The 26,817-nt window shown below is 73.2% G+C and carries 22 protein-coding genes; 12 read left to right on the forward strand and 10 right to left on the reverse strand.

The window, feature by feature from the left end:
* Window positions 1-24 precede the first annotated feature (24 nt).
* Entirely contained in the window at window positions 25-405 is a 381-nt protein-coding gene (locus HCC30_RS00060) for a helix-turn-helix transcriptional regulator (RefSeq protein ID WP_169439851.1), read from the forward strand.
* A 586-nt stretch (window positions 406-991) separates the two neighbouring features.
* On the opposite strand, the gene HCC30_RS00065 is transcribed toward HCC30_RS00060, so the two are convergent.
* A complete protein-coding gene (locus HCC30_RS00065) occupies window positions 992-1,810 on the reverse strand; it encodes an Fpg/Nei family DNA glycosylase (protein WP_169439852.1) in 819 nt (272 codons plus the stop codon).
* Window positions 1,811-1,892: 82 nt separating this feature from the next.
* Window positions 1,893-6,623 (reverse strand): ATP-dependent helicase, encoded by a 4,731-nt coding sequence (locus HCC30_RS00070; RefSeq protein WP_169439853.1) that lies wholly within the window; start codon window positions 6,621-6,623, stop codon window positions 1,893-1,895.
* A 90-nt stretch (window positions 6,624-6,713) separates the two neighbouring features.
* Between HCC30_RS00070 and HCC30_RS00075 the strand changes: the two genes are divergently transcribed.
* The 3 genes from HCC30_RS00075 to HCC30_RS00085 all read left to right on the forward strand — a co-directional run bounded on the left by HCC30_RS00075 (window position 6,714) and on the right by HCC30_RS00085 (window position 8,722).
* On the forward strand, window positions 6,714-7,577 hold the full coding sequence (locus HCC30_RS00075) for an AraC family transcriptional regulator (protein ID WP_169439854.1): 864 nt from the start codon (window positions 6,714-6,716) through the stop codon (window positions 7,575-7,577).
* A gap of 129 nt (window positions 7,578-7,706) precedes the next feature.
* Window positions 7,707-8,417 carry an AzlC family ABC transporter permease gene (locus HCC30_RS00080; RefSeq protein WP_346776471.1) on the forward strand — a complete coding sequence of 237 codons (711 nt, stop codon included), beginning with the start codon at window positions 7,707-7,709 and terminating at the stop codon, window positions 8,415-8,417.
* Entirely contained in the window at window positions 8,414-8,722 is a 309-nt protein-coding gene (locus HCC30_RS00085) for an AzlD domain-containing protein (protein ID WP_169439856.1), read from the forward strand. Before HCC30_RS00080 ends, HCC30_RS00085 begins: the two co-directional genes overlap by 4 nt.
* Here HCC30_RS00085 and HCC30_RS00090 read toward each other — a convergent pair.
* Together HCC30_RS00090 and HCC30_RS00095 are read right to left on the reverse strand one after the other, a co-directional pair.
* Window positions 8,691-10,022: an MFS transporter gene (locus tag HCC30_RS00090; RefSeq protein WP_169439857.1), complete on the reverse strand. Its 1,332-nt coding sequence runs from the start codon at window positions 10,020-10,022 to the stop codon at window positions 8,691-8,693. The genes HCC30_RS00085 and HCC30_RS00090 overlap by 32 nt on opposite strands.
* Window positions 10,019-11,488 (reverse strand): alkyl sulfatase dimerization domain-containing protein, encoded by a 1,470-nt coding sequence (locus HCC30_RS00095; RefSeq protein WP_169439858.1) that lies wholly within the window; start codon window positions 11,486-11,488, stop codon window positions 10,019-10,021. The genes HCC30_RS00090 and HCC30_RS00095 overlap by 4 nt, the downstream gene beginning before the upstream one ends.
* A 186-nt stretch (window positions 11,489-11,674) precedes the next feature.
* Here HCC30_RS00095 and HCC30_RS00100 point away from each other — a divergent pair, with 186 nt between their 5' ends.
* Window positions 11,675-12,949, forward strand: a complete 1,275-nt coding sequence (locus tag HCC30_RS00100) for a helix-turn-helix domain-containing protein (protein WP_346776430.1) — start codon at window positions 11,675-11,677, stop codon at window positions 12,947-12,949.
* 4 nt (window positions 12,950-12,953) lie between these two features.
* On the opposite strand, the gene HCC30_RS00105 is transcribed toward HCC30_RS00100, so the two are convergent.
* The gene (locus HCC30_RS00105) at window positions 12,954-13,865 is read right to left on the reverse strand and encodes a hypothetical protein (protein WP_169440464.1); all 912 of its coding nucleotides are present in this window, start codon (window positions 13,863-13,865) and stop codon (window positions 12,954-12,956) included.
* An 80-nt stretch (window positions 13,866-13,945) separates the two neighbouring features.
* On the opposite strand from HCC30_RS00105, the gene HCC30_RS00110 reads away from it, so the two are divergent.
* From HCC30_RS00110 to recX, 4 genes are all read left to right on the forward strand, one after another.
* Window positions 13,946-14,140: a DUF3046 domain-containing protein gene (locus HCC30_RS00110; RefSeq protein WP_169439860.1), complete on the forward strand. Its 195-nt coding sequence runs from the start codon at window positions 13,946-13,948 to the stop codon at window positions 14,138-14,140.
* Window positions 14,141-14,507: 367 nt separating this feature from the next.
* Complete coding sequence (locus HCC30_RS00115; protein WP_169439861.1) at window positions 14,508-15,581, forward strand: AI-2E family transporter; 1,074 nt, start codon at window positions 14,508-14,510, stop codon at window positions 15,579-15,581.
* A gap of 248 nt (window positions 15,582-15,829) precedes the next feature.
* Window positions 15,830-16,951 carry a recombinase RecA gene (gene recA, locus HCC30_RS00120; protein WP_169439862.1) on the forward strand — a complete coding sequence of 374 codons (1,122 nt, stop codon included), beginning with the start codon at window positions 15,830-15,832 and terminating at the stop codon, window positions 16,949-16,951.
* A 3-nt stretch (window positions 16,952-16,954) separates the two neighbouring features.
* Entirely contained in the window at window positions 16,955-17,716 is a 762-nt protein-coding gene (gene recX / locus HCC30_RS00125; protein WP_169439863.1) for a recombination regulator RecX, read from the forward strand.
* Between the two features lie 140 nt (window positions 17,717-17,856).
* On the opposite strand, the gene HCC30_RS00130 is transcribed toward recX, so the two are convergent.
* The 5 genes from HCC30_RS00130 to HCC30_RS00150 form a co-directional block, all read right to left on the reverse strand.
* A complete protein-coding gene (locus tag HCC30_RS00130; RefSeq protein WP_169439864.1) occupies window positions 17,857-19,839 on the reverse strand; it encodes an FAD-dependent monooxygenase in 1,983 nt (660 codons plus the stop codon).
* A 206-nt stretch (window positions 19,840-20,045) separates the two neighbouring features.
* Entirely contained in the window at window positions 20,046-20,897 is an 852-nt protein-coding gene (locus HCC30_RS00135) for an amino acid ABC transporter permease (protein ID WP_169439865.1), read from the reverse strand.
* Complete coding sequence (locus HCC30_RS00140; RefSeq protein ID WP_169439866.1) at window positions 20,894-21,541, reverse strand: amino acid ABC transporter permease; 648 nt, start codon at window positions 21,539-21,541, stop codon at window positions 20,894-20,896. The genes HCC30_RS00135 and HCC30_RS00140 overlap by 4 nt, the downstream gene beginning before the upstream one ends.
* A gap of 156 nt (window positions 21,542-21,697) precedes the next feature.
* Window positions 21,698-22,609 (reverse strand): glutamate ABC transporter substrate-binding protein, encoded by a 912-nt coding sequence (locus HCC30_RS00145; protein ID WP_169439867.1) that lies wholly within the window; start codon window positions 22,607-22,609, stop codon window positions 21,698-21,700.
* 103 nt (window positions 22,610-22,712) lie between these two features.
* Window positions 22,713-23,498 carry an amino acid ABC transporter ATP-binding protein gene (locus HCC30_RS00150; RefSeq protein ID WP_169439868.1) on the reverse strand — a complete coding sequence of 262 codons (786 nt, stop codon included), beginning with the start codon at window positions 23,496-23,498 and terminating at the stop codon, window positions 22,713-22,715.
* Between the two features lie 378 nt (window positions 23,499-23,876).
* On the opposite strand from HCC30_RS00150, the gene HCC30_RS00155 reads away from it, so the two are divergent.
* The 3 genes from HCC30_RS00155 to HCC30_RS00165 all read left to right on the forward strand — a co-directional run bounded on the left by HCC30_RS00155 (window position 23,877) and on the right by HCC30_RS00165 (window position 26,813).
* Window positions 23,877-24,638 carry a response regulator transcription factor gene (locus HCC30_RS00155; RefSeq protein ID WP_169439869.1) on the forward strand — a complete coding sequence of 254 codons (762 nt, stop codon included), beginning with the start codon at window positions 23,877-23,879 and terminating at the stop codon, window positions 24,636-24,638.
* A 21-nt stretch (window positions 24,639-24,659) separates the two neighbouring features.
* Window positions 24,660-26,051 (forward strand): HAMP domain-containing sensor histidine kinase, encoded by a 1,392-nt coding sequence (locus tag HCC30_RS00160; RefSeq protein WP_169439870.1) that lies wholly within the window; start codon window positions 24,660-24,662, stop codon window positions 26,049-26,051.
* Between the two features lie 93 nt (window positions 26,052-26,144).
* Entirely contained in the window at window positions 26,145-26,813 is a 669-nt protein-coding gene (locus HCC30_RS00165; protein WP_169439871.1) for a hypothetical protein, read from the forward strand.
* Window positions 26,814-26,817 lie beyond the last annotated feature (4 nt).

The raw sequence follows: 26,817 nt of genomic DNA on the forward strand, positions 1-26,817 counted from the left end.
GCGCGTTGAGAGGGAGGAGCACCGATGATTCTGCTCCGTCGCCTGCTGGGTGACGTGCTGCGTCGGCAGCGCCAACGCCAGGGCCGTACCCTGCGCGAAGTCTCTTCGTCCGCCCGGGTCTCGCTCGGCTACCTCTCCGAGGTGGAGCGCGGCCAGAAGGAAGCCTCGTCCGAACTGCTGTCCTCGATCTGTGAGGCGCTGGACGTGCGGATGTCCGAGCTGATGCGTGAGGTCAGCGACGAACTGGCGCTCGCGGAGCTCGCCGAGTCCGCCGCCAGCGACACCGTTCCCGCCCCGATGCGTTCGATGCTCAACAGCATGTCCGTGACGTCGGTGACCGGCGTCCCGGAGGAACGCGTCACCATCAAGGCACCCGCGGAGGCCGTGGACGTCGTCGCGGCCTGAACGACAGAGCGCTGAGCAAGGCCCCGCCGGAAGGATCCGGCGGGGCCTTCGCCGTGCCCGGCAGAGTGCGTCCGGGCCGGTTCGGGCATGCCGCCGGTCGCCGCTGTGTGGTCGCAGGCTCGCTGTGCGTGGGTGACGATGAAAACCGCCGGATGCCCGGGCGGGCACCGGTGTGCGGGGGCCTCGACGGATGACGAGTGCGGTCGGCCTGGGGGTGCCGGGCGCGTGAGAGGTGAGGTCATGTCCACGAGCCCGGTTCCCACGGCACGCTGCGCGGTGGCGGGTCTCTGCGGGGCCGCCTGGGTGTGCGCGATATGGCGGCTCACCGACGGCGAGGGCGGGCCCGCCGAGGTGGCGTTCGCCGCGAGCGGCTGGGGCCTCGGCCTGCTCCCCGTGCACGTCAGCCTCCGCGGCGGACGAGGGGAGCGCGGGGCCGGGGACGGGCGGGTGCGGGAGGCGCGGGCGCCGGGCGCCGGGGGCGAGGACGCGCGCCGCCCGGGTAGGGGTCCGGTGCGGGGGACGGCACGGTCCCGGGCCCGGGCGATACGGGCCGCGGTCGCTCGGGGGCGGGACCGCTCGGGGGACGTCAGTCGGCCGGGGGCTGCGGGCCGGACTGGCAGCGGGGGCAGTAGTAGATCGTGCGGGGCCGGTCGGGCGGACCGTAGCCGCCCGTGAGGACGGGCGTACCGCACCGGTGACAGGGGTGGTGCTCGCGGCCGTACACCCACAGGGCGCGGTCGCGGTGGCGGCTGTCGGGGGCGTGCGTGGTGCGGCGGGACGGCCGGTCCTTGTTGGCCTCCAGGAGGTTCTTCGCGGCCGCCAGCAGCTTGCCCGGCAGCGCGTCCGGGAGCTCCACCATCGGCGTCCAGGGGGAGACGCGGGCGAGGAAGCACAGCTCGGAGACGTAGACGTTGCCGATGCCCGCGACGGAACGCTGGTCGAGCAGGGCCTCGGCGAGCAGCCGGCCCGGGTCGGCGACGAGCCGACGCTCGGCCTCGGCCGGGTCCCAGTCCGGGCCGAGGAGATCGGGGCCGAGATGCCCGACGGCCGTGGACTCCTCGCTGGTGCGCAGCAGTTCGAGCAGCGGGATGCGGTAGCCGGTGGCCGTGTACCGCTCGCCGGTCAGCCGGGCCCGGATCTGGTGCGCGGGCCCGCCCCGGGGCGGGGTGCCCGTCGGGGCGACGTGCCAGACGCCCTCCATGCCGAGGTGCGAGTGCAGCGTGAGGCCGTCCTCGAAGCGGGCGAGCAGATGCTTGCCGCGCGGGACGACCTCCTCCACCTGCCGTCCGGAGAGATCGACGGTGGCGAGCTTCGGGGTGCGGAAGTCGCTGCGCACGAGCCTGCTCCCGGCGAGCGCTTCGTGCAGCTGCCGGGCCGTCCGCCAGACGGTGTCTCCTTCGGGCATGGACCCATCCTCGCAGCGGCCGGTGAGCGCGGCGCGTGCTCGCCGTACGTCCGGTGGGTGGTGCCCCCGGGAGGGCGGGGCGTCAGGCGGCGCGGAGGCGGAGGCCGCGGGGTGTGGCGTGGAAACCGGCGGACTCCAGCAGCGGGCCCAGCGGTGAGGACAGCGCCGCCTGGCCGTTGACCCGCTCGACCGTCACCGTGCCCAGGGCGCCCTCGCGGGCCGCCGTCGCCAGCGCCTCGGCGGCCGCCCGCAGCGCGGGGGTGTCGAACGGGGCGCGGGACGGCTCCTCCGCCGGGGCGTCCTCCTGCCCCTCGGGCCAGGCCAGGAGGGTCTTGCCGCCGCGCTCCATGTACAGCGCGAGCTCCCCGTCGACGAGGACGACGAGGGAACCGGCCTTGCGGCCCGGCTTGTGCGTCGCACCGGGCGGCGGTTCGGGCCAGGGGAGCGCCGCGCCGTACGCGTTCGCCGGGTCGGCGGCGGCGAGGGCGAGCGCGCGCAGCGGACGCTCCCGCTCCCGCGCCGTGTTGACCGCGCGCAGCCGGTCCACCGCGCCGTCCATCGCGAACTGGGCGGCGCCCAGGCCCTCCACCGCATAGCCGCGGCGGGCCTGGCCGCTCTCCTCGAACGCGGCCAGCACGCGGTACGCCGCGGAGAAGCCGCCCTCCACGCCCTCGGCCGCGACGGCTCCCCGCGTCACCACGCCGTGCCGGTCGAGCAGGGAACGCGCCAGGGCGTGCGCCCGGTGCGTCGGGTCGGGCTCCGGCGCGGGCAGCAGCGACCAGCGGCCCGCGACCGTGGGCGGGCCCTGCCGGGAGGCCGTCGGCCGGTTCGTGCCACTGCGGGCGGCGGCGGCCGTCAGCGAGCCGTACCGGCCCCGGGGCACCTGGCGTCGGGCGCGGTGGGCCGTGGAGCCCGCCGTGCGGCCCGAGCCGAGGAGGGAGCGGAGCGGGGCCAGGGTGTCGTTCGTCAGCCGCCCGGACCAGGCGAGATCCCAGAGCGCCTCGGCCAGCTCCGGGTCGGTGGCCGCGGGGTGCGTCGTCGCCCTGACCCGGTCGGCGATCTGCCGGAAGAACAGGCCGAAGCCGGGGGCCAGGACGTCGAGCACCGAGCTGTGCAGCGGGGTGAGCTCCACCGGCAGGGGCGGCGGGAGCAACAGCGGCGCGGTGTCCGCGAGATGGAGCGAGACCCAGCCGTCCTTGCCCGGCAGGGCGCCCGTGCCCGCCCACACCACCTCACCGGAGGCGGTCAGCTCGTCCAGCATCGCCGGGGTGTAGCCCACGACCCGGCCCGGCAGCACCAGCTTCTCCAGCGCGGACGCCGGGACGGGCGCGCCCTGCAACTGCTCGACCGTGCGCACCAGTCCGTCGATGCCGCGCAGGCTGCGGGTGCCCAGGTGCTGCCACTGCGGCAGGAACGCGGCCAGCGCCGGCGGCGGCACCGGCTCCAGCTCCTGCCGCAGCGCCGCCAGGGAACGCCGCCGCAGCCTGCGCAGCACCGCCGGATCGCACCACTCCTGGCCGATGCCCGACGGGTGGAACTCCCCCTGCACCAGACGCCCGGCCGCGCCCATCCGCTGCAGCGCGCCCTCCGCGACGGCCGTGCCCAGACCGAAGCGGGCGGCCGCCTCCTCGGAGGTGAACGGGCCGTGCGTGCGCGCGTACCGGGCGAGGAGATCGCCCAGCGGATCGGGCACCGGCTCGGTGAACGCCTCCGGGACGCCGACCGGCAGGGCCGCGCCCAGCGCGTCCCGCAGCCGGCCCGCGTCCTCGACCGCGACCCAGTGTTCCTCACCTGCGATCCGGACGCGGATGGCCCGGCGCCGGGCGCCGAGCTCCTCCGCCCAGGACGGGTCGGCGCCGCGCTCGGCCAGCTCCGCCGCCGTCAGCGGGCCCAGCAGGCGCAGCACGTCGGCGACGCCCTCCGCGTCCTTGACGCGGCGGTCCTCCGTACGCCACTGGAGCTCGCGCTCCAGCTCCGTCAGCACCTCCGCGTCCAGCAGCTCCCGCAGCTCGGCGCGGCCCAGCAGCTCCGACAGCAGGCGCGAGTCGAGGGACAGGGCGGCGGCGCGGCGCTCGGCGAGCGGGGAATCGCCCTCGTAGAGGTACTGGGCGACATAGCCGAACAGCAGGGAGCGGGCGAAGGGCGACGGCTCGGGCGTGGTCACCTCGACCACGCGGACGCGGCGGGACTCGACGTCGCCCATCAGCTCCGCCAGGCCCGGCACGTCGAAGACGTCCTGGAGGCACTCGCGGACCGCCTCCAGCACGATGGGGAAGGAGCCGAACTCGCTCGCCACCTGCAGCAGTTGGGCCGCGCGCTGCCGCTGCTGCCACAGCGGGGTGCGCTTGCCCGGGTTGCGGCGGGGCAGCAGCAGGGCGCGGGCCGCGCACTCGCGGAACCGGGCCGCGAACAGCGCCGAACCGCCCACCTGGTCCGTCACCAGCTGATCGACCTCGTCGCTGCCGAACAGCACGTCGGCGACGCCGACCGGCGCGGCCTCATGGTCCGTGCCGGAGGCGGACGGGGCGGCGCCGGCCTCCGCGTCGAGCAGATCGAGGCCCATCAGGTCGGTGTCCGGGAGGCGGAGGACGATGCCGTCGTCCGCGTGCATCACCTGCGCGTCCATGCCGTACCGCTCCGTCAGCCGGGCGCCCAGGGCCAGCGCCCATGGCGCGTGCACCTGCGCGCCGAACGGCGAGTGCACCACCACCCGCCAGTCGCCCAGCTCGTCCCGGAACCGTTCGACCACCACCGTCCGGTCGTCCGGCACGTGGCCGCAGGCCGTGCGCTGCTCGCGCAGATAGGCCAGCAGATTGCCGACGGCGAGCTCGTCCAGCCCCGCCGAGGTGAGCCGCTCGCGGGCGTCCGGCTCGGACAGCGAGCCGATCTCGCGGAGGAACGCGCCCAGCGCGCGGCCCAGTTCGAGCGGACGGCCCAGCTGGTCGCCCTTCCAGAACGGCAGCCGGCCCGGCACCCCCGGCGCGGGCGAGACCAGGACCCGGTCCCGGGTGATGTCCTCGATCCGCCACGAGGTGGTGCCGAGCGTGAAGACGTCCCCCACCCGGGACTCGTACACCATCTCCTCGTCCAGCTCGCCCACCCGGCGGCCGCCGCCCTTGCCCTCGGCGCCCGCCAGGAACACCCCGAACAGGCCGCGGTCCGGAATCGTGCCGCCCGAGGTGACGGCCAGCCGCTGCGCACCGGGCCGCCCGCTGACCGTGTGCGCGACGCGGTCCCACACCAGACGGGGCCGCAGCTCGGCGAACGCGTCCGACGGATAGCGGCCCGCGAGCATGTCCAGCACCGAGTGGTACGCCGACTCGGGCAGCGCCGCGAACGGGGCGGCGCGGCGGACCACGGCCAGCAGCTCGTCCACGTCCCAGGTGTCCAGCGCCGTCATGGCGACCAGCTGCTGCGCCAGGACGTCCAGCGGGTTCGACGGCACCCGCAGCGCCTCGATGCGGCCCTCGCGCATCCGCTCCGTCACCACCGCCGACTGGACCAGATCGCCCCGGTACTTGGGGAAGACGACGCCCGCCGACACCGCGCCCACCTGATGGCCCGCGCGGCCCACCCGCTGCAGCCCGGACGCCACCGACGGCGGCGACTCGACCTGCACCACCAGATCCACCGCGCCCATGTCGATGCCCAGTTCGAGACTGGACGTGGCCACCACCGCGGGCAGCCGGCCCGACTTGAGATCGTCCTCGATCTGCCCGCGCTGCTCCTTGGACACCGAACCGTGGTGCGCCCGCGCCAGCAGCGGCGGCGCCCCCTTGGCCGCGCCCGCCTCCGCCATCAGCTCGGCCGGTGAATGGTGCTCGGGAAGCGGCTCCCCGGTGGCCCGCTCGTACGCGATCTCGTTCAGCCGGTTGCACAACCGCTCCGCCAGCCGACGGGAGTTGGCGAACACGATCGTCGAGCGGTGCGCCTGCACCAGATCGGCGATCCGCTCCTCGACCGACGGCCAGATGGAGGGCGTGCCGCCGTCCCCCGGGCCGTCCGCGCCGGCGTCCCGCGCGGGCGAGGCGCTCAACTCGCCCATGTCCTCCACGGGGACGACGACGGACAGGTCGAACTCCTTGCCCGAGGGCGGCTGCACGACCGTCGCCCGGCGCCCCGGCGACAGGAACCGCGCCACCTCGTCCACCGGGCGGACCGTCGCCGACAGGCCGATGCGGCGGGCCGGGCGCTCCAGCAGCTGGTCCAACCGCTCCAGGGACAGGGCGAGATGGGCGCCGCGCTTGGTGCCCGCCACCGCGTGCACCTCGTCGAGGATGACCGTCTCGACCCCCGTCAGCGCGTCCCGCGAGGCCGAGGTCAGCATCAGGAACAGCGACTCGGGGGTGGTGATCAGGATGTCCGGCGGGCGGCGGGACAGCGCCCGCCGCTCGTTCGCCGGGGTGTCCCCGGAACGGATACCGACCCTGATGTCCGGCTCGGGCAGACCCAGCCGGACGGACTCCTGCCGGATGCCCGTCAGCGGGCTGCGCAGATTCCGCTCGACGTCCACCGCGAGGGCCTTCAGCGGCGACACGTACAGCACCCGGCAGCGCTTGACCGGGTCGGCCGGCGGAGGAGCGGACGCCAGCCCGTCCAGCGCGGACAGGAAGGCGGCCAGCGTCTTGCCCGAGCCCGTCGGCGCGACGACCAGCGCGTCCGACTCCTCGGCGAGCGCCGCCCACGCCCCCGCCTGCGCGGACGTGGGCGCGGAGAAGGCACCCGTGAACCAGGCACGGGTGGCGGGGGAGAAGCCGCTCAGCGCGGGGGAGCCGCCGTCCGCGCCGGGAGCCTCCGGTGATGTCTGGCCCATGCGCTCCATCGTGCACCCGGCCACTGACAACGCCCTGCGGGCCCCGCACGATGGGGGCAGGGAACGCGGGGGTGACGGAGCGGAGGGGCCATGGGACGTGCGGCGGACGCGGGCGGTGCGCCGGGGGAACGCGCCCGGCACTGGCGGCACCCCGAGCTGCCCGGCGTCGACCTGCTGCGGGCCCGGTACGTGCACAAGACGTTCGTGCGGCACACCCACCGCACCTTCGTCATCGCCGCCGTCACCGAAGGCGTCGAGACCTTCGACCACGGCGGGTACGGCGGCGGCGTGCACAGCGCCGGCCCCGGCGGCCTCGCCCTGATCAACCCGGACACCCCGCACACCGGACGCGCCGGAACCCCCGGCGGCTGGCGCTACGACGTGCTCTACCCCGAGCCGGAACTCGTCGCCGAGGTCGCCGCCGAGACCACCGCCGTCCGCGGCACCGCAGGCTTCGCCGCCCCCGTCGTCCACGACCCGGAGACCGCCCGGCTGGTCACGGGGGTGCACCTCGCGGCCGAGCGGGGCCAGTCGCTCGCCGCGGACAGCCTGCTGCGGCTGGCCGTCGCCCGGCTGCTGCACCGGCACGGCGGGCCGCTCCCGGAGCGCACCGTCGCCTCGGCGGGCGCGCGCCGGGCCGCCCGCGCCCGCGCGATCCTCCAGGAGCGGATGACCAGGCCGCCCACCCTGGAACGGCTCGCCGCCGAGGTCGGCTGCGCCCCCTTCGCGCTGCTCCGCGCCTACCGCGAGACGTACGGGATGCCGCCGCACGCCTGGCTCACCGACGCCCGCGTCCACCGGGCACGCGAACTGCTGGAGAGGGGACTGCCGCCCGCCGAGGTCGCCGCCGCGGTCGGCCTCGCCGACCAGCCGCACCTGAACCGGCACTTCAGCCGCATCGTCGGCGTACCACCGGGCGCCTACCAGCGGGAGCGCACCGGACGCCGGACGTGACGCCGCCGCGCAAGAACGTTCAAGACCGCGCGGGCCCGCCGCTCTAGCGTGCGGTGCGTGACCACACCCACCGGAGCCGACAACACCGCGGCCGGCCCGAACGGCGCCACGCCCCGCGACCAGCGGGCGGTGATCCGCGACGCGCTCGGCGTCGGCGTCGCCGTCGGCCTCTCCGGCTTCGCCTTCGGCGCGACGGCCGCCGGCGCGGGCCTCGGCGTGCTCCAGGCGTGCGCGCTCAGCCTGCTCGTCTTCACCGGCGCCTCGCAGTTCGCCTTCGTCGCCGCACTGGGCGCGGGCGGAAGCCCGCTCGCCGCCGTGGCCGGAGCCCTCGTCCTCGGCGCGAGGAACGCCTTCTACGGGCTGCGGCTGTCCACCCTGCTGCGCCTCCCGCCCGCCGTGCGGCCGGCGGCCGCGCACTGGGTCATCGACGAGACCTCCGTCGTCGCCCTCGCCCAGGGCGACACCCGCTCCGCCCGGCTCGGCTTCACCGTGACCGGCGCCTCGCTCTTCACCCTGTGGAACCTCACCACCCTGCTCGGGGCGCTCGGCGCGGAAGCCCTCGGCGACACCGACGCCTGGGGACTCGACGCCGCCGCACCCGCCGCGTTCCTCGCCCTCCTCGCGCCCATGCTGCGCACCGCACGGGAACGCGCCACCGCACTGCTCGGCGCGGCCCTCGGCCTCGGCCTGCTGCCGCTCCTCCCGTCCGGCGTCCCCGTCCTGGCCGCCGCCCTCGCGGCGCCGCTGGTCCTGTGCGCGGGCACCTTCCGGCGGGGGAGACGGGACGGTGCCGCGGCACAGGACAGGACGGACGGCGACGGAAGGGGAGCGGAGAAGTGAGTGTCTGGATCGCCATCCTCGCGACAGCGGCGGGCTGTTACCTGGTGAAGCTGCTCGGGCTGTCGGTGCCCGCCGGGGTGCTCGAACGTCCCCTGGTGAAGAAACTCGCCGCACTGCTGCCGGTCGCGCTGCTCGCCGCGCTCACGGCGCAGCAGACCCTCGCCGAGGGCACCGTCCCCGTCCTGGACGCCAGGGCCGCGGGGCTGGGCGCCGCGGCCCTGGCGCTGCTGCTGCGGGCCCCGTTCCTGCTGGTCATCGGCGCGGCCGTGGCCGTCACCGCCGGGGCGCGGGCGCTGGGCGGCTGACCGCCTCCCCGTCCGCCGGCGCGGAAGCGGAGACGCCCAGGCGGGCGGCGTCACGTTCCGGACGGAGGAAGAAGGTGACCGCCACGGCGGCCGCCGCGACGAGGCACGCCTTGAGGAGATAGGCGTCCCGGTAGCCGTCCGTGACGGAGGCGTGGGCGTCCACCACGGCGCCCATCGTCAGCGGCGCCACCACACCGGCCAGCGCGAAGACACCCGTCAACGCGCCCAGACAGACGCCGCGTTGGGCCGCCGGGGCGATCCGGGAGACGGCCGTCGACGCCACCGTGAGGACGATGTCGACCAGGGCCATCGGGCCGAGCAGCAGCACCACCTTGAACCACAGCACGTCGGTCAGTGCGAAGGCGGCCGTGGCGACGGCGGCGACGCCGAGCAGCAGCCCGTTGTTCGCCCCCTCCGACAGCGGCGAGCGGCTCGCCGGGCCTCCCGCGGCCGCCCGCCGTACCGAGCGCTGCACCAGCAGCCCGTGCCCCACCATCGTCAGCCCCTTGGCGAGCGCGCCGCACATCAGCAGCAGGCTCGCGCTGCGCAGACTCAGCCCGGCCGCCTGCTGGAAGTAGTCCGCGGACCAGGTCAGCCCGGCGGACAGCGTCCAGTACGCGGCGAACGCGCCGAAGGCCGCCGCCAGCCACGTCCCCGACAGCAGAATCCGCCGGTACGGCACCGTCTCCCCGGCACCCGCGCCGGCCCGGCCCCGGGACGCCGCGCGGCCGACGGGCGGCGCGTACGGGCCCTCGCCGCCGTACCGGTGCCAGACGGCGGCCCACAGCAGCCCGACGACGCCGACCGTCCCGAACGCGGCCCGCCAGCCCCAGTGGTCGATGACCAGGCCCAGCGTGGGCGCCGCGACCGCCACCCCGGCGGCCGCGCCGAACAGCAGCACCGACGTGGGCAGGGTCCGCTCCCGGTGCGCGAACCAGCCGTGCAGATGGTGCAGCGCCACCGGCGCCGCCGGGCCCTCCGCCGCGCCCAGCAGGACGCGGGTGACCAGCAGCGTCCCGAAACCGGCGACGCTCAGCAGCATCGGCAGCTGCGCCACCGACCACAGCAGTGCCATGCCCAGCAGCAGCACCGGGGTGCGCACCCTGCGGGTCAGCGCCGAACCGGCCAGCGCCGCGAGGCTGAACAGGGCGAAGAAGGCCGAGGAGACGGTGCCGAACTCCTCGCGGGACAGCCCGAGATCGGCCATCACATGGGTCGCCGAAAGCCCCAGCACCGTCTTGTCCGCGAAGTTCACCAGCATGAACCCGAGCAGCATCCATGTGGTGCCCCAGCGCGTCACCGCTGCTCCCCGGCCGGCCACTCGGCCCCGCCCACCGCGCCGTCCTCCGCCGTGCTCCCGGCCGTGCCCTCCGCCGTGCTCTCCGCCGTGACGAGGCCGACGCCGATCGCCCCGGCCGCCCGCCGCGCCCCCGCCGCCGTACGCGTCAACTCCGTTGCCACGTCCGTGCCTTCCGCCACCGCCGCCGACTCGGCGGCGGCCCAGTGGAAGATGCCCCGCGCCATCGTCGACGTCTCCGCCGCCGCCCGCCGCGCGAACACCTCGGCCCGCACCCGCGCCACCTCCGGATCGTCCGGCGCCGCCAGGGCCGCCGTCTCCGCCAGATGGCACGCCAGCCGCGGCCGCTCACCCCGCAGCAGCACCGAGGCCCGCTCCGCGAGCCGGCGCGCCCCACCCGCCGCGTCCGCGAACTCCCGCGCCAGCTCCCCCTCCGGCGCCGGCTTCAGATGCGCCGGGTTCTGGTCGTACCAGCCGCCCCACAGCCGCCACAGGTTCCGCACCACGAACTCCGGCTCGTCGTAGGCGGGATGGAGATACGGCTTCGCGAGCAGCCCGTCGGGGACCCGCACCCGCCGGAGCACCTCGTCCAGCCGCAGCCCCTCGTTCATCAGGCTCCGGGTCTGCTCGCACAGCGACTCCAGCAGCGCGGCACTGTCCCCGAGCGCCTCGCTCACCCGGTCCGCGCCCCTGACCGGAATGCCGTGCCCGGGCAGCAGCACCTCCGCGCCGAGCCGCTGCATCGCGCGCAGCGCACGCGCCCACTCCTCGGGATAGCGCTGCACCTTCTGCGGATTGCCCGCGTTCGGCGTGTTCCAGATGAACAGATCCCCGGTGCACAGCGTGCGCAGTTCGGGCACCCACACATAGGTCGCGTCGTCCGTCTCGCCCCGCGCGTGCACCAGCTCGAAAGTGAGCGCACCCTGCCGCACCGTGAGCCGCTCCCGGTACGTCCGGTCCGGATAGCGGTAGCGAGTCGGCCAGTTCAGGGCCGGGACGCCGAACTGGCGCCGGTTGATCCACGCGTTGTAGCCCGCCGTCTCCTCGTAACGCCGGAACCGGTCCACCACAGCGGAGTGCCCGATCACCTCCGGACGCGGCACACCCCGCGCCTCCGCCTCCTCGTCGAACGGGCCCGTCCCGAGCACATGGTCGACATGCCCGTGGGTGAACACCACCGTCCGCACCGGATCACCCGAGAACGACCGCACCGCCGTGTGCAGCGCACGGGCCGTCCGGACGTCACCCGTGTCCACCAGGACGAGCCCCTCGCCCGTGTCGAAGACCGCCACATTGGCGAACGCCGGGAAGAACCCGGTCCGTTCACCGATCCGGATCAGCTCCTCCCCGGTGAACGCGCCGGTGAGATGCGCCGTCAGCGACTCCTCACCCCGCCACACGCGCTCGGTGTAGTCCTCGTATCCGGAAGAATTCCGACGGGCGCTGTGCCCGTTCCGGTCAGCGGTCATGACAGGGCTCCTCGTGAGGCAGGGGGCGGTACGACGTCCATGCGGCCGGAAACCGCGGTGACCTGCGGCGCCGCGCCACCGAGTCTCGGACGGGCCGCCGCCCCGCGACATCCGCCGGTGTCACACCCGCCCGGGCTGCGTACTGTGACGGGTCACAAGCACCGCACCCGACCTGCAGGGGGCCTCGTGCAACTCACCGACAGCGCCCGCGAACTGGCACTCCGCTGCGAACCGCAGATCAACGCACTCGCCCGCCGCATGGCCCGCGAGACCTTCGAGACCCTCCCCGGATACGCCTCCATACCCGGCGACATGAAGGACCTGGAGATCGCCGCCACCGCCCGCCACGGCATGCGGCTGTTCATGCGCCACGTACGGGACCCCGACGACCGCCACGGCGGCAGCGCCCTCTTCCGCGAACGCGCCGCACAACGCGCCGAGGAAGGCGTCCCCCTGCACCTGCTGCTGCGCACGCACTCACGCGGAGTGCACGTCCTGTGGCAGGCCCTCCGCGAAGCGGCCCGCCCCGGCGAGGAGACCGCCCTCGCCGAACTCACCGAACTCCTCTTCCGCGCCCACGAGAAGACCGTCAGCGCCGTCGCCGAGACCTACCTCGACGAACAGGCCGCCCTCGACGCCGAACGACGCGAACACCGCCGCTCCCTCACCCGCGCACTCCTCGACGGCACCCTCACCACCGACGGCACCGCCACCGAACAGCTCGCCGAACTCGGCCTCGCACCCGAAGCCCCCTGCCTCGTCCTCGCCCTCACCGGCACCGCCCCCGCACCACCCGCCACCGGCCGGCACCCGTCCCCGCCCGTCGGCGAACGACGCGCACTCCGACGCCTCCAGACCGCACTCGACCACGCCTTCGGCGTCGAGGTCGCCGCCCTGCACGCGCGCACCGGACACGGCCGCACCACCGGCCACCCCGTCGGCCACGCCGTGGTGCCCCAGCCGGCACCCGGCCCCGATGGAAGAGGCCAACCCGCCCTCCCCGACGGCCTGTTGGAACGCCTCCGCCGCGCCGGCGGCGACCAGGGACTCCGCGTCGCCGCCGTCCCCTGCGAGCGCCCCCACGACGTGGCACAGGCCGCCGGCACCGCCCGCGAAATCCTCCGCGTCGCCCGCGCCGCCGGACACCCGCCAGGCCTGCACACCCTGGAAGACGTCCTCCTGGAATTCCACCTCTCCCGCCCCGGCGCCAGCGGAAGCGCCATCGCACAGCTCCTCGACCCCCTGGACGACCGCCCCGAACTCCTCGAAACCCTCCGCGTCCACCTGGAACAGCGCAGAGAACGCCGCGGCACCGCACGCCACCTCGGCGTGCACCCCAACACCGTCGACAACCGCCTCGCCAGAGCAGCCGAACTCACCGGACTCGACCTCACCGCACCACGCGGCGCCACCCTCGCCCTCGCCGCCCTGCTGCTCCGCGCCACCCCCGCCGAACACTGACCGCCTACAACCGCCTGCCGAACGCACGCAGCGTCAACAGCGCCTCCACCGTCACCCCCGGACGGCTCTCCAACGCCGTACCGGGCGCCCACTCACGCCAGTTCACCGGCCAGCCCCCGTCCTCCCGCTGCCGCGCCTCCAACGCGTCCAGCCCACGCTCCATCTCGTCCTCCGTGAACCAGCGACGAGCCAGCGAACCCGGAGTCCGCGCGAAATCCGTCACGTAGTGGAACTCACCCGGCGCATACCCCTCCGCCACCGCGAACTCCGCCTCCCGCTCCGGGTCCGTCACCGCCAGCCCCTGCGCCCGCACCAACGACCCCAGCCGGTCCGCCGCCGCCTCCGCACGCCCCCGGTCCGCCGCACTGTCCAGGAACGCCAGCGCAGCGTGCACCTCGTACGGATGCGTACGCTCCAAGGACTCGATCGCCGACCAGCAGAAATCCGTCGCCCGGAACAGCCACGCGTGCCACACGTCGTTCCGCTGCAACGCACCCACCACCGGCCCCGTCGCCAGCAGATCACTCGGCGGATCGTCCACCACCGGAATCCACGGCGCCGCCGGATAGCCACGCAACGACGGATGGACCGCCGGCAGCGCACCGTCCGCGGTGGACACATCCGTCAGATAACGGCAGATCTGCTCCACCCGCCGCCCACCGCACCGCCCGATCACATCCAGCACCCGCAACGCGGCCGCCGTGTGCAGCGGTTGACTCACCGGCCCCCGCAGATCCGGCTCCAGCGCGTGACCGTAACCACCGTCCGGATTCCGGTACGCGGTGAGAGCCATCTCCACCGCGTCCGGAGAGCCGTCGAGAAAATGGAACTCGAACCGGCGCTGCTCCAGCACCCGTGCGGTGAGCCAGACGAACCGCTCGGCGCGGGACAGAACCGTCGTACCAGGAAGAGCCATGGCCCGACCGTAGGACGCCGGGGAAGCCCCGGTCACCGCCTGCGGCACCGAGGCACTCGTGAGAGCGGGATACTGGTGGCATGCGGTTGACGGAATTCTGGGACCGGATGGCGGGCCACTTCGGCGACTCGTACGCCGACTCGTTCGCACGCGACCACGTGATGTCCGGCCTCGGCGGCCGGACCGTCCACGAGGCGCTCGACGCGGGCTGGGAGGCCAAGACGGTCTGGCGGGCCGTGTGCACCGCCATGGACGTTCCGCCCGACAAGAGGTGAGTCGCACACCCCCGGGTGCGGCCCTTGGGCCAGACTTGCCCGGGTGGGAGCGGCAGAGAACGACGCCCGCGACGACGGGCAGGAGCAGCACCGGGTGCCCAGAGGGCGAGCCGCGTCCGACCCGAGCGGCAACCACGGTGCCGACCGAGCGGACAACAGGGCGGGACGGACCGGCGTGACGGACAACGGGGGCAGGGCGGGAACGCACGGACCGGACGGACCCCCGGCGGACACCGGACCGGCCACCACCGGAGCCACCCGCGTCCCGCGCGAGGAAGCGGAACCACCCGTCACACCACCGCCCCGCAGCGGCGGCACACCACCGGGACGCCCCGGCCGGCACCTCAGGCGCAGCGGCGACCGCGGCATGCCCCCCTGGCTGCCGCGCGCCATGGTCCTCGCCCTCGCCCTCATCGGCTGCTACCAGCTCGCCGACTGGGCCTTCCACCAGCTCATCGGGCTGCTGCTGAACATCGTCATCGCCTTCTTCCTGGCCCTCGCCATGGAACCGGCCGTCGACTGGCTCGCCCGCGGCCGCATGCGGCGCGGCGTCGCCACGGCGATCGTCTTCCTCACCGTCCTCCTCGCCGCCGCCGGCTTCTTCACGGCACTCGGCTCGGTCTTCGCCGACCAGATCACCCGGATCATCGAGGACTTCCCCTCCTACGTCGACGACCTCGTGGTGTGGATCAACGACACCTTCCACACCAACCTCAACACCGGCAAGCTCCAGCAGGACGTCCTCCACTCCGACTGGGTACGCAACTACCTCCAGGAGAACGCGCAGAACGTGTGGGGCATCTCCGCCACCGTCCTCGGCGGCGTCTTCCAGCTCCTCACCGTCTCGCTGTTCACCTTCTACTTCACCGCCGAAGGACCCCGCCTGCGCCGCACCCTGTGCTCCGTACTGCCGCCCGTCCGGCAGGGCGAGGTGCTGCGCGCCTGGGAGATCGCCGTCGCCAAGACCGGCGGCTACATCTACTCGCGGGCCCTGATGGCACTCGTCTCCGGCCTGGCCCACTACCTGTTCCTGCAACTGCTCGGCGTGCCCTACGCGCCGGCCCTGGCCGTGTGGGTGGGCGTCGTCTCCCAGTTCGTGCCCACCGTCGGCACCTACCTCGCGGGGGCGCTGGCGATACTGATCGCCTTCACCGCCGACCCGTGGAAGGCGGTGTGGGTCCTCGTCTTCGTGGTCGTCTACCAGCAGTTCGAGAACTACGTGCTCCAGCCGCGGATCACCGCCAGGACCGTCGACATCCACCCCGCCGTCGCCTTCGGCTCGGTGATCGCCGGCACGGCCCTGATGGGCGTGGTCGGCGCACTCATCGCCATCCCCGCCACGGCCACCCTCCAGGGCTTCCTCGGCGCCTACGTCACGCGCTACGACGTCACCGACCCGCGCGCCCGGGACGACGACCAGGAACGCCGCGGCCGCTCCTGAGCTGTACGAGCGTTTTCCCGCACCAGCACAAGCCCATGGCCTGCGGCTTTTCCGGTTGTCCACAGGTCGGCGACGTGGCTTGACTCAAAAATCGAACATCGATTCTTATGGGTGTTCTCCGGCAGGCTCGCCCCGCCGGGCCACCCGGCCCGGCCGAGGCCGGAACCCAGGCCGGAGCCGATTGTCAGTGGCAGCCGCTAACGTCGTTTGACGTGAAGCGATCGACTCAAGCAAACCGGGTGGCACCGATGGCAGAAACCGACCGAGAAAAAGCGCTGGAGACAGCGCTGGCGCAGATCGAGCGGCAGTTCGGCAAGGGCGCCGTGATGCGCATGGGCGAACGGCCCGACGTACCCGTCGAGGTCATCCCCACCGGGTCCACCGCACTCGACGTGGCACTCGGCGTCGGCGGTCTGCCACGAGGCCGCGTGGTCGAGGTCTACGGACCGGAATCCTCCGGTAAGACGACCCTGACCCTGCACGCCGTGGCCAACGCACAGAAGGCCGGCGGCACCGTCGCCTTCGTCGACGCCGAACACGCGCTGGACCCCGAATACGCCAAGAAGCTCGGCGTCGACACCGACGCCCTGATCCTCTCCCAGCCGGACAACGGCGAGCAGGCCCTCGAGATCACCGACATGCTGATCCGCTCCGGTGCGCTCGACCTGATCGTCGTCGACTCCGTCGCCGCGCTCGTCCCCCGCGCGGAGATCGAGGGCGAGATGGGTGACTCGCACGTCGGTCTGCAGGCCCGGCTCATGAGCCAGGCACTGCGGAAGATCACCGGCGCGCTCAGCCACTCCAAGACCACCGCCATCTTCATCAACCAGCTCCGCGAGAAGGTCGGCGTGATGTTCGGCTCGCCCGAGACCACCACCGGTGGCCGCGCGCTGAAGTTCTACGCCTCGGTGCGGCTCGACATCCGCCGCATCGAGACCCTCAAGGACGGCACCGAGGCGGTCGGCAACCGCACCCGCGTCAAGGTCGTCAAGAACAAGGTCGCCCCGCCCTTCAAGCAGGCCGAGTTCGACATCCTCTACGGCCAGGGCATCAGCCGCGAGGGCGGCCTGATCGACATGGGCGTCGAGCACGGATTCATCCGCAAGTCCGGCGCCTGGTACACGTACGAGGGCGACCAGCTCGGCCAGGGCAAGGAGAACTCCCGCAACTTCCTGCGGGACAACCCCGACCTGGCCAACGAGATCGAGAAGAAGGTCAAGGAGAAGCTCGGCATCGGCGTCCAGTCCGACGCGTCGGGCGAGGCAAGCACCGAAACCGCCGAGGCGGACAGTGCGGCCGGAACCGCCAAGGCCGTACCGGCCCCGGCGTCGAAGGCCAAGGGAAGCAAGTCCTCCACCGCCAAGAGCTGACGCATGACACGGCGCACGCCATGGCCGGAGGACCAGGACAGCGGTGATCCCGCCCCGTCGAGGGCCGGGGAGGGATCACCGCACGCGCCGGGCGCTTCGCTGTCGCGGGGGGACGGCGAAACACCCGACGACACCGCGTACGCCCTCGACGGGACCGGCCGGAGCGCGGGCACCGGCCGGGGCCCGCGTGGCGGCTCCCGTCGCGGAGACCGGGGGCGGCGCAACGGCCCCGGCCCGTCCGACTCACCGGAACAGTCGCAGGACCCGGCGGAACGGGCCCGCGCCATCTGCCTGCGACTGCTCACGGGCACCCCACGCACCCGGCAGCAACTCGCAGACGCCCTGCACAAGCAGGAAATACCGGAAGACATCGCGGAGGAGGTGCTGTCCCGCTTCGAAGAAGTGGGCCTCATCGACGACGCGGCATTCGCCGACGCCTGGGTCGAGTCGCGACACCACCGTCGCGGCCTCGCCCGCCGCGCACTCGCCCGCGAACTGCGCACCAAGGGCGTCGAGTCGGCCGTCATCGACGAAGCCGTCGGCCAACTCGACCCCGAACAGGAAGCCGAGACCGCCCGCGACCTCGTCGACCGCAAACTCCGCTCCACACGCGGCCTCGACCGGGACAAACGCATCCGACGACTCGCCGGCATGCTCGCACGCAAGGGCTACGCGGAAGGACTCGCCCTGCGCGTCGTACGCCAGGCCCTCGAAGAAGAAGGAGACGACGCGGAGGAACTCGACCACTACCTCCCGGACGACTGACGGGGTGTTCCGGCCCGCCCTGTTCCGTTAGGTGTGACGTGCGTGGGGAGACATACGGGGGCGTGAATCTTGGGGGCGGGGGGGGGAGGGGGAGGCCCCCCCGAAGCTAAGCAGCCCCCCCACCCATCCCCCCCCGGACGTCACCCCCGCCCGCCCCCACCCCCCACCGGCGTGTGCCCCGCGCCTCGGGCGACTTCGGCGCAGGCGCGGAGTTCGTCGGTGCGTACGCCGGGGAGGGCGGCGACGAGGTGGCCGTCGGCGCGGATGACCAGGAGGGTGTGGGCGGCGGCCCCGGGGTAGCTCTCGGCGACGAGGAGTTCGGCGCGGAGCGGCAACCCGTCCACGGTGGCGGCGAGTTGGGGCATCATCCCGGCGGAGAGCCAGTGGCGGCTGTCCCAGACGCCGGTGCCGGGGGCGACGAGGACGACCAGGAGTTCCCCGCCGGTGCCGTGGAACCGCTGGTGCAGCGAGCACTGTTCGCCGTGCAGGGTGGTGACGGGTACGTCGTGGACGACCGCGCCGGGTTCGGTGTCGACGGGGACGGATTCCACGGTGCCGCGTGGCGGCAGGAGCGGCGAGCGCGGGTAGTCGGCGGGGGCGCCGAGGGCGCCGAGGCCGAGGTGGGTGTCGGTGAGGAGCCCGAGTCGGGCCCGGGCTCCGCCGCTGGGCAGGAGGGCGCGCAGGCCGCCGCCGTTGCGGCGTACGACGGGGAGGGCCTGGTCGACGGCGCGGAGGCGGGCGACGACGGCGCCGCGCCGTTCCGCGGTGTAGCTGTCGAGCAGCGCTTCGGTGGGGTCCTGGCCGGTGGGTCCGCCTTCGCCGATGACGTGCGGGCGGTTGCGGTTTCCGGCGCCGGAGTGCCAGGCGAGGGCGAGTTTCCAGGAGAGGTTGCGGACGTCGCGGAGGCCTTCGTCGACGGACTGGACGCCCAGTGCGCCGAGGAGGTGCGCGGCGTCGCCGGCGAGGAAGGCGCGGCCCACGCGCCAGCGCTGCGCGAGGCGTTGGTGGCAGGTGTGGACTCCGGTGTCGAGGAGTTCGTACGGCGGGTGGGGGGTGGCGTTGTCGGGGCGGCGTCCCCGTCCGCGGGGCTGGAACCGGCCGAATCCGCGTACCGTTCCCGCGGCTTCGGGTTCCGGTTCGGTGGCGGGTTCCGGCCCGGTGATCGCCGCGGGTGTCCCCGGCCCTCCGACTCCGCCCGGGGTTCCTGACTTCAGGAGCCCGCCGGGCCGCTCGAAGCCTTCGAGTTCGCCGAGGCCCCGCCCGTGGCGGCCGGGGCGTCGGGTGCCGTCCGGGCCTTCGGGCCGGCCGAGTATGTCGGAGCCGGGGTCGCCCGGCCTGAGTTCGTACGCCCCCTGCCCTCCGTACGTCTCGTGCCAGTCGGTGAGGGTGGTGCGGATGCGGTCGAGGAGCTGGTCGGGGGTGACGAGGTCGCCGCGGGGCGGCAGCAGCCAGTCGAGGCGCCAGACGCCGTCGGGCAGGGGGCGGGCGGTGACCTCGCCGGTCTCGTCGCCGAGGTCGCGGTGCAGCAACGCCTGTCCGGGCCAGGGGAGTTGGGTGCGGAGGGCGGCGACGGCGTGCCGTTCGACGGCGGTGCGTCCGGTGAAGCGGACGCCGAGGAGTTTGCGGACGGTGGAGCGTGCGCCGTCGCAGCCCACGAGGTAGCTGCCGCGTCGCCAGGCGCCGCCCTTGCGGGCGCCGGAGGGTCCGGCGGTGGCGTCGGCGAGGTGGCCGCGGGTGTGGGCCGTGACGCCGTGGGCGTCCTGTTCGACGAGGTCGACGTGGCTGCCGGTGACGATTTCCGCGAGGGGCTCCTCGTCGACGGCGGTGCGCAACGTGCGTTCCAGGACGTGCTGTTCGACGTGGACGGGGGAGGTGTCCGTGTCGAGTGCGATGTGCCGCACGGTCTGGTTGCGGCGCTGGGCGCGCCAGCCCGTCCAGCGTGTCCCGGGCAGGGGTGGGAGGGCGGCGGCGGTGTCGGCGCGGAGGACGCAGGTGCGGGCGGCGCGTGGGGTGGTTTCGCCGTCGGTGGCGTCGAGGACGAGGGTGGGGACCTCGTACCGGGCGAGGGAGAGGGAGAGGGCGAGGCCGACGGGGCCGGCGCCGACGATGATCACCGGGTCCACGGGTGTCCGCTCTCGCTGTCCGTGGCGGGCCGGCGGGCCTCACGGTCCTTGTGGGGCAGGGGAGTTGCGAGGGGTGGACAGGGGGAAGGGGCCCGGTGCGTGATCACAGGTGGTATGCAACCCATTGCCTGTTCGGGCGTCAAGTGAGGGGGTGGCGGCCCGGATCGGCCGCCACCCCCTCTCACCTGCTGCCGGGGGCCCGGGGGTTACTTCTCGGTGGCGTCCGCGGTGGCCGGTGCGGCGGTGATGCCGGTCTTGGCGCGCCGTCCGCGCTTCTCGATCCAGGTGGCGAGGGAGGACAGTGCGAGGCAGAGCGCGATGTAGATGGCGCCGATGACGATGGTGGTCTGCACGTACGGGTAGGTGCCCTCGACCATGGTGTTGGACGAGATCAGCCGTGCGGTCTGCAGGAGTTCGGGGTAGAGGATCATGAAGCCGAGCGAGGTGTCCTTGAGGGTCACCACGAGCTGGCTGATGATCGACGGCAGCATGGAGCGGACGGCCTGTGGGATCAGGACGGTGACCATGACCTGGGTCTTGGTGAGTCCGATCGCGTAGGCGGCCTCGCGCTGTCCGACGGGTACGGCTTGGATACCGGCGCGGAGGACCTCGGCCTGGACGCAGCCGTTGTAGACGGCGAGTCCGATGACGAGGGCCCACATGGGGGTCATCTGGCCGAGGACGCCGACCCACAGGGCGAAGATGGTGATGAGCAGCGGGATGGACCGGAAGAGGTCGATGAACCCGGTGCACAGCCAGCTGACGGCCTTGTGCTCGGAGAGCCGTCCGACGCAGAGGACGACGGCGAAGACGAGGGAGAGCACTCCGGCGAGGGCGAACACCTTGAGGGTGGCGAGGAGTCCGTCGCGGATGTTCTCGCGGATGCCGGCGTAGTTGAAGATGTCCCACAGTGCGCCGTTGAACTCGCCCTCGGCGGCGAGCCGCATGACGATCACGGCGAGGAGACCGAGGACGGCGGCGGTGCCGAGGATCGAGAAGACGATGTTGCGGGCCTTGGCGCGGGGGCCCGGTGCGTCGTAGAGAACGCTCGCGCTCATCGGGCGACCTCCAGACGGCGCTCCAGCAGCCGGAAGAGGCCGCTGATCGAGTAGGTGATGACGAGGTAGGCCAGCGTGATCCAGACGAAGATCAGGCCGATCGCGTAGCCGTCGTTGCTGAGGATCTTGGACACGTTGAACAGTTCGACGTTGTTGAAGGCGCCGGCGATGGCGGTGTTCTTGGTCAGCGCGATCATGATGCTGCTCAGCGGGGCGACGACGGTCCTGGTCGCCTGGGGCAGGACGACGATGCGCATCGACTGGAGGAAGGTCATGCCGATGCTGCGGGCCGCTTCGGCCTGGCCGAGGGGCACGGTGCTGATGCCGGAGCGGACGGCTTCGGCGACGAAGGCGGAGGTGTAGAAGCCGCAGGCGGCGACGCCCAGCAGGAAGGAATTGATGCCGGGGAAAAGGATTTTGGGCACGATGAAGAACGCCACGAGGAAGAGCAGCGTGAGCGGGGTGTTGCGCAGCAGCGTCACCCAGAGCGTGCCGAAGAGGCGCAGCGGGGGGACAGGCGAGACCCGGAACCCGGCGATGACCACACCGAGTACCAGGGCCACCACGGCACTGACGGCGGTCAGTGACACGGTGCCTATGAATCCTTCGCGGAACAGCGCCAGGTTGTCGAGCAGTACGTTCATCAGGAGTCTCGTCTCCGCGGGGGCGGGAGGGCGCCACCGCAGGGGTTTCCGCGGCACGGGTGGACGCCCCCGTACGGGCAGCGGGGTGTTGCCCGCCCGGGCGCGTGTGTCCGCGCCCGGGCGGGGAGGTCGGTCTGCGGGCGGGGCCCGGGCCGGTCAGCGCTCCAGCTTCGGCGGGGTCTGGTAGTCGGAGCCGGACTTGCCGAGCGTCGCCTCGTACGCCTTGCGGTAGTCCTGGTTGTCCTGGTGGTTCTCCAGGGCGTCGGTGACGGCCTCGCGGAGTGCCTTGTCGCCCTTCTTGAGGCCGATGCCGTAGGGCTCGTCGCTGAAGGTCTCGGTGAGGACCTTCAGCTTCTTGGGGTTGTCGGCGGCGTAGCCCTTGAGGATGGCGTCGTCGGTGGTGACGGCGTCGACCTGTTCGTCGAGGAGCTGCTTGACGCAGTCCGAGTACTTGGCGAGTTCGGTGACCTTGGCGCCGTACTTGGGCTTCTTGATGTTCTGCAGCGGGGTGGAGCCGACGATGGAGCAGACCTTCTTGCCCCGTACGGTGTCCGGGCCCTTGATCTTCTTCTCGTCCTCGCGGACGAGGAGGGCGGCACCGGCGTGGTAGTACGGCCCGGCGAAGTCGACCTGCTTCTTCCGCTCGTCGTTGATCGTGTAGGTGCCGATCATGAGGTCGACGTCGCCCTTGGCGACGGCGGTCTCGCGGGCGCCGGAGTCGACGGTCTCGAACTTGACCTGCTTCGCGGAGAAGCCGAGGTCGGCGGCGACCATCTTGGCGATCTCGATGTCGAACCCGGAGTACTCCTTGGTCGACTGGTCCTGGAAGCCGAGGTAGGGCTGGTCGGCCTTGGCGCCGATGATCAGCTTGCCGCGCTTCTTGGCCTTGGCGATGACGGGCGAGTCGATCTTCACGTCCTTGGCCACGTCGTACGTGGGGAGCTTGGACTTGTCGGTCTCGCCGCCGGGCTTGTCGCCCGCGGTGCCGGACTTGCCGCCGCAGGCGGTGGCGGAGAGGGCGACGGCGAGAACCACGGCCGCGCTCGCGGTGGTCTTGCGGAGCTTCATAGTGCACATCCCTTGCTCGTGAGTCTTCGGCGCCGCCCGTCGCGTGGGCGCTTCGGCCGGGTGGGGCTGTCCGGGCGCGGCCTGGGGCCGCGCGGGGCAGCCGTCAGTGCTGCAGGATTTTCGCGAGGAAGTCCTTCGCCCGGTCGCTGCGCGGGTTGTTGAAGAACTCCTCGGGCGTGGCCTGTTCGACGACGCGTCCGTCGGCCATGAAGACGACGCGGTTCGCGGCGGAGCGGGCGAAGCCCATCTCGTGGGTGACGACGACCATCGTCATGCCCTCTTCGGCCAGTTGTTTCATGACCTCGAGGACCTCGTTGATCATCTCGGGGTCGAGCGCGGAGGTGGGCTCGTCGAAGAGCATCACCTTCGGGTCCATGGCCAGTGCGCGGGCGATGGCGACGCGCTGCTGCTGGCCGCCGGAGAGCTGCGCCGGGTACTTGTCGGCCTGGGTGCCGACGCCGACCCGGTCGAGCAGGGCGCGTGCCTTGGTCTCGGCCGCCTGCTTGTCCGTCCTGCGGACCTTGGTCTGGCCCAGTGTCACGTTTTCGAGCACGGTCTTGTGCGCGAAGAGGTTGAACGACTGGAAGACCATGCCGACGTCGGCGCGCAGCCGGGCGAGCTGCTTGCCCTCCTGGGGCAGCGGCTTGCCGTCGATGGTGATGCTGCCGGAGTCGACCGTCTCCAGGCGGTTGATGGTGCGGCACAGCGTGGACTTGCCGGACCCGGAGGGGCCGATGACGACGACGACCTCACCGCGCTTGATGGTCAGGTCGATGTCCTGGAGGACATGCAGCGCACCGAAGTGCTTGTTGACGTTGTCCAGTACGACCAGATCGTCCGTCGACGGCTCGGGACCGCCGGGGTTCTTGGTCACCGATACTTCGCTCATCGGCGTGTAGCTCCGTCCTCGTCGGTTGCGAGGACCTTAGTGAGCGGCTGCTACCAGCGTCATTACATCTGAGCTGAAATTGAGCATAACGATCCGGCCGCGAACGGCCACACCGGGTCAAGACGGCGCAGATGGCGGTTCGGCGGGTGTCCGGCGGGGCGGTTGTTGTCCTCGGGTGACCGGTGGGGCACGCGCTGTTCCCTGTCGTGACCGTATGCGTGACGGGGGCGTACCGGCTGCGTAACGAACCCTTTCGCGGGCGGAGGGGGTCTTGACTCCCCTGTGCGGATGCGCGTGGATGCAGTGCCGGTGAACGGCGGGTGTCGGAAGGGCGCGTGGGCGCGGGTACGTACAGGAGCAGAGGGAGGAGAGGGTCCGATGAGGCTGTTGCTCGTCGAGGACGACGACCGCGTCGCCGGGGCGCTCTCCGCCGTCCTGTCCCGGCACGGTTTCGACGTGGTGCACGCGCGCACCGGCGAGGACGCGCTGCGGCATCTGCTGCCGGGCGGGGACGGCCCGCCGTTCGGTGTGGTGCTGCTGGATCTGGGGCTGCCGGACCGGGACGGGTTCGAGGTGTGCGGCCGGATCCGGAAGGTGAGCACCACTCCGGTCATCATGGTGACGGCGCGGGCCGATGTGCGGTCCCGGATTCACGGGCTGAATCTCGGCGCTGACGACTACGTGGTGAAGCCGTACGACACGGGTGAGCTGCTGGCGCGCATCCATGCGGTGAGCCGCCGGGTGCCGGCCGACGAGCCGGGGGACGGTGCGGCGGTTCCGGCGCAGGGTGACGGGGCCGCCCCGGTGGGCACGTTGCGGCTCGGTGCGGTGACGGTGGAGCTGGAGACGCGGCGGGTCGCGGTGGACGGCGCTGCCGTGCCGCTGACCCGTAAGGAGTTCGACCTGCTGGCGCTGCTGGCGCAGCGTCCCGGTGTGGTGTTCCGCCGGGAGCAGATCATCAGCGAGGTGTGGCGCACCAGTTGGGAGGGGACGGGGCGCACGCTGGAGGTCCATGTGGCCTCGTTGCGTTCCAAGCTGCGGCTGCCCGCGCTGATCGAGACCGTGCGGGGTGTGGGGTACCGGCTCGTCGAGCCCGCCGCGGGGGCGCCTGCGCGCCGTCGCCGCGGGTCCGGCGCGTAGCGGCCGCGGGCCGGGCCTGTCGTGCGCAGTCGTCTTCTTCCGCTGCTGATCCTGCTGATGGCGGGGGTGCTGCTGGCGTTGGGGTTCCCGCTGGCGGCGAGCCAGGCGGCGGCGGAGCAGCAGCGCGTCGTCATCGACCGGATCGACGACACGGCGCGTTTCGCGGCGCTGGCGCAGTTCGTCACGGAGCCGAGCGAGACGCGGGAGCGGGTGGAGATCCTGCGGGACGAACTGGGCCGTTATCACGAGCTGTACGGCATCCGGGCCGGTGTCTTCGACCGGGACGGCGACGCGATGGGCAAGGCTCCGGAGGACTGGGCGGTGCCCCGGGACGGGGAGGGCGCGCGGGCTTTCGCCGAGGCGCTGGCGGGGCGGCGCAGTCACGATCCGCCGCAGGTGTGGCCGTGGCAGCGGGGGCGTATCGCGGTGGCCTCGCCGGTGATCCGGGACGGGGACGTGGTGGCGGTGGTGCTGACGGACTCGCCCACGGGGCAGTTGCGTTCCCGGATCGTGGAGCGGTGGGTTCCGCTGATCGCGGGTGAGGCGTTCGCGATGCTGCTGGCGGTGGGTGCGGCGCTGCGGCTGACGGGCTGGGTGCTGCGGCCGGTGCGGACGCTGGACCGGGCGGCGCACGAGATCGCGACGGGGCGGCTGAAGTCGCGGGTGGCGGCCTCGGGCGGGCCGCCCGAACTGCGGCGGCTGGCGCGTTCGTTCAACGAGATGGCGGACAACGTGGAGGAGGTGCTGGAGCAGCAGCGTGCTTTCGTCGCGGACGCCTCGCACCAGTTGCGCAATCCGCTGTCCGCGCTGCTGTTGCGGATGGAGCTGCTGGCGCTGGAACTGCCGGAGGACAGTGCGGAGATGGCGTCGGTGCGGGCGGAGGGGAAGCGGCTGGCGCGGGTGCTGGACGATCTGCTCGATCTGGCGCTGGCGGAGCACACGGCGGCGGATCTGCGGCTGACGGACGTCGCGGCTCTGGTGCGGGAGCGCATCGCGGCGTGGGGTCCCGCCGCGGAGTGCAAGGGGGTGGCGCTGTCGGCTGCCGGGCAGGCGGCGGCGACGGGGTGGACGGATCCGGTGGCGTTGTCGAGCGCGTTGGACGCGGTGGTCGACAACGCGGTGAAGTTCACCCCTGAGGGCGAGTCGGTCACGGTCACGGTCACCTCTGAGGGGGAGTGGGTGACGGTGGAGACGGCCGACGGGGGTCCGGGTCTGACGGAGGACGAGCTGGAGCGGGTGGGGGACCGGTTCTGGCGCAGCGGGCGGCATCAGAACGTCTCGGGTTCGGGTCTGGGCCTGTCCATCACGCGTGCGCTGCTGGCGGCCTGCGGTTCGGGCATCGCGTACCGCGCGAACGAGCCGAACGGGCTGGTCGTCACCCTCACCGTTCCGCGCAACGAACCTCACTCGTAAGGGAATTGACGGACAGTCCGGTTCCGGCGCCGGGGCGCCCCGCGCTGCACTAGGGTGCCGCGCATGACTTCGCCGGAGAGGGGGACTCTGCCCTTGACCCAGCCCCAGGCCCAGGCCCAGCCGGAGCCTCAGGCCCAGCCCCAGGACGTGCGCCCGGAACCCGCGGTGGTGACGGCCGCCGTCCGGCCTGCGCGGCGCCGGAGACGGCCGACGAGAGGGGAGCTGCTGCTCGGTCTGCCGCTGGCCGCGCTGGCGGCCGGTGTGCTGCTGGCCGTGCCGGCGGCGGCGCTGGCCGGTGGTGGCGCGGGCGCGGCGGTGGCCGTCGTCGGGGTGTACGCGGTGGCGGCGGTGGCGGCCCTCCGGGCGCCGCTGGTGCGGGAGTTGGCGGCGCCGCGGCTGGCCGTGGACGACGAGGGGGTGTGGCTGCAGCGGGGGAGCAGGCGGCGGCAGGGCCTGCGGTGGGCGGAGATCGCCGCCGTGCGGGTGGTCGGCGCGGTGCCGGGGGCGTCCGGGCGCGGGAAGCCGCCGCATGTGGTGCGGACGGGGCAGGCGCGGGAGCCGTTCGCCGACGTGTATCCGGTGGAGCGGATCTCCGACGACCCGGAGACGCCGCTGGGCTGCCGTGTGGTGACGGCGCAGCCGGCGACTCCGGGCCTGCACGGCCGGCGGTACGTGGTCGAACTCGCGGGCCCCGGCGAGGAGGTCGCGGCTCTGGACCGTGCGGTCCGGCATTTCGCGCCGGAGAAACGGCTCACGGTCTGACGGT

This window comes from Streptomyces sp. HNM0574 (assembly GCF_012726235.1).
In the GTDB taxonomy this organism is placed as follows: domain Bacteria; phylum Actinomycetota; class Actinomycetes; order Streptomycetales; family Streptomycetaceae; genus Streptomyces.